Here is a 1998-nt window from a genome sequence, read left to right as displayed (position 1 = left end):
GTGTGCTCTTCCGATCTTCGAGGACGACGACGACCCTCCGCGCGTGCGCGCCCTGGTCCGCTTCGACTACGGCGCCGGGGTGCGGGTGGCGACCGTCCTGCGCGCAGCCGTGGTGGCGGAGGCCGTGAACGGACGGCGGGGCCGAGCGCGCACGGCCCGGAGCGCGCTCACGGTGCGCCTCGATATCCTCGATCCAGAGCTCTGACCCCTTCCGGAGAACCTTCATGCGCCTCGTCTTCGCCGGCACGCCCTCCGCTGCCGTGCCCACACTCCATCGCCTCGCTGCGGAGCACGACATCGCCGCGGTGGTGACGAGACCGGATGCGCCGCTCGGCCGCAAGCGCGTGCTGACGCCGTCGCCCGTCGCCCAGGCTGCCGCAGAACGGGGCCTCCCGGTCATCCGGGCGGCCCGTCTGGATGACGCGGTGACCGCGGAGATCGCCGCGCTCGAGCCCGAGCTGGGCGTGATCGTCGCCTACGGCGGGCTCGTGCGCGAGCCGTTGCTGTCGACGCCGGACGCCGGATGGATCAACCTGCACTTCTCCCTACTGCCCGCCTGGCGTGGCGCGGCGCCGGTGCAGCGCGCGCTGATCGCGGGCGACGAGGTGCTGGGCGCCAGCGTCTTCCAGCTCGTGCCGGAGCTCGACGCGGGCGACGTGTTCGCACGGCGCACCGTGGCGGTGCCGTCGTCGGCGACGGCCGGCGAGGCGCTGGAGGCGCTCGCGCGCGACGGCGCCGACCTGACCGCGGAGGTGGTCGCGGCGATCGCGGCGGGAGAGGCGCGGGCGGTGCCGCAGGAGGGCGAGCCGACGTTCGCGGCGAAGCTGAGCCTGGCGGACGGACTCCTCGACTTCACGCAGCCCGTGTCGTCGGTGTTCGCACGGTTCCGCGGGGTGACGCCCGAGCCCGGCGCCCACACGACGGTGGACGGGCAGCGCCTGAAGATCCTCGCCGCCGAGCCCGCGGCCGGGGAGGAGCAGTTGCCTCCCGGCGTGCTCTCGGGCACCAGGACGGCGCTGCTGATCGGCACCGCGACCGCGCCCCTCGCGGTGACCCGCGTGCAGCCGGCAGGCAAGGGGGCGATGAACGCCGCCGACTGGTGGCGGGGCCTGCAGGGCGGCGAGCGGCGGGCGGGATCGTGAGCAGGCAGGAGCGACACCAGCAGCAGGGGGTCCGCCGTCCCCGACCCGCAGCACGCACCGACGAGCGCGGGCCCCGGCGGACGGTGCAGCCGGCGCGGCTCGTCGCCTACGAGGTGCTGCGAGCGGTGTCCGACTCCGACGCGTACGCCAACCTCGTGCTTCCCCCGGCGATCGCGGAGGCCGGGCTGGACGCGCAGGACGCGGCCCTCGCCACCGAGCTCACCTACGGGACGCTGCGCCGCCGAGGCACGTACGACGCGGTGATCGCGGCGGCCGCGGATCGCAGCACCTCCTCGATCGATCCGGCCGTGCTGGACGCACTGCGGCTCGCGGTCCATCAGCTCCTGGCGACCAGGGTCGCCTCGCACGCAGCGGTGAACGAGTCGGTGAACCTCGTGGCGACGCGGGCGGGCCGTGGCGCGGCCAGTTTCGCGAACGCGGTGCTGCGTCGCGTGGCGCGCGAGTCGCCCGGGCAGTGGATGGAGCGCATCGAGGCCGATGCGCGCTCCGACGATGAGCGTCTCGCCCTCCGCGCTGCGCATCCGGTGTGGGTCATCCGGGCTCTGCGGCGCGCGCTGGCGGCCGAGGGCAGGGTCGACGAGCTCGACGCCCTGCTGGAGGCCGACAACGCCTCGCCCGAGGTGACACTGGTGGCCCTCCCCGGGCTCGCGCAGCCGGGTGAGCCGCGCCGTCCCTTCGCGCCGACCGCGTTCGCGTCACCCGGCGGCGACCCTCGGCGTCCGGTGGCGGAGTCCGCCGGCACGGTGCGCGTCCAAGACGAGGGGTCGCAGCTCGTCGCCCTCGCGCTGGCCGCCGCGGCACCGATCCGGGCAGGGGAGCGGTGGCTGGACCTGTG

The 1998-nt window shown here is 75.4% G+C and carries 3 protein-coding genes; all 3 read left to right on the top strand.

The window, feature by feature from the left end:
• A partial coding sequence (locus DW309_RS03875) for a hypothetical protein (RefSeq protein WP_136044609.1) occupies positions 1-205 on the top strand: 205 nt, incomplete at its 5' end.
• Positions 206-224: 19 nt separating this feature from the next.
• Positions 225-1142 carry a methionyl-tRNA formyltransferase gene (gene fmt / locus DW309_RS03870; RefSeq protein WP_136032439.1) on the top strand — a complete coding sequence of 306 codons (918 nt, stop codon included), beginning with the start codon at positions 225-227 and terminating at the stop codon, positions 1140-1142.
• Between the two features lie 83 nt (positions 1143-1225).
• A partial coding sequence (locus DW309_RS03865) for a transcription antitermination factor NusB (protein WP_275089896.1) occupies positions 1226-1998 on the top strand: 773 nt, incomplete at its 3' end.

Source organism: Microbacterium sp. K41, from assembly GCF_004794395.1.
Taxonomy (GTDB): Bacteria; Actinomycetota; Actinomycetes; order Actinomycetales; family Microbacteriaceae; genus Microbacterium; species Microbacterium sufflavum.
Note: the sequence above shows the minus strand (reverse complement) of the source record. Positions and strands in the feature narration are given on the sequence as shown.